We start from the raw sequence: 251 nt of genomic DNA on the forward strand, positions 1-251 counted from the left end.
GATCGAACCCCGTGCGCTCGGCGTCGGCGACGACGTGATCGGCGATCTCCGGACCGGCGATCTCGCCGCCCGGGCCGTCCTAACGATCCTGGCCGTCACGGCCGCGATCTGGCTGGTGGCCCTCTCGTCCGGCACGTCCGGAGGCGTGCTGGCACCCCTGCTCATCCTCGGCGGGGCCCTCGGCTGGGTCGTCGGTCTCGCCCTGCCCGGTACACCCGGCTTTTGGGCATTGCTGGGCATGGCCGCCATGC

1 protein-coding gene is annotated in these 251 nt (G+C 72.5%); it reads left to right on the forward strand.

What is annotated here, in order from left to right; translation table 11 throughout:
- Nucleotides 1–251 (forward strand): chloride channel protein (locus tag AC0IY1_RS25475; protein WP_471773363.1); only part of this gene is annotated, 251 nt, incomplete at both ends.

The organism is Methylobacterium sp. AC690, assembly GCF_979256535.1.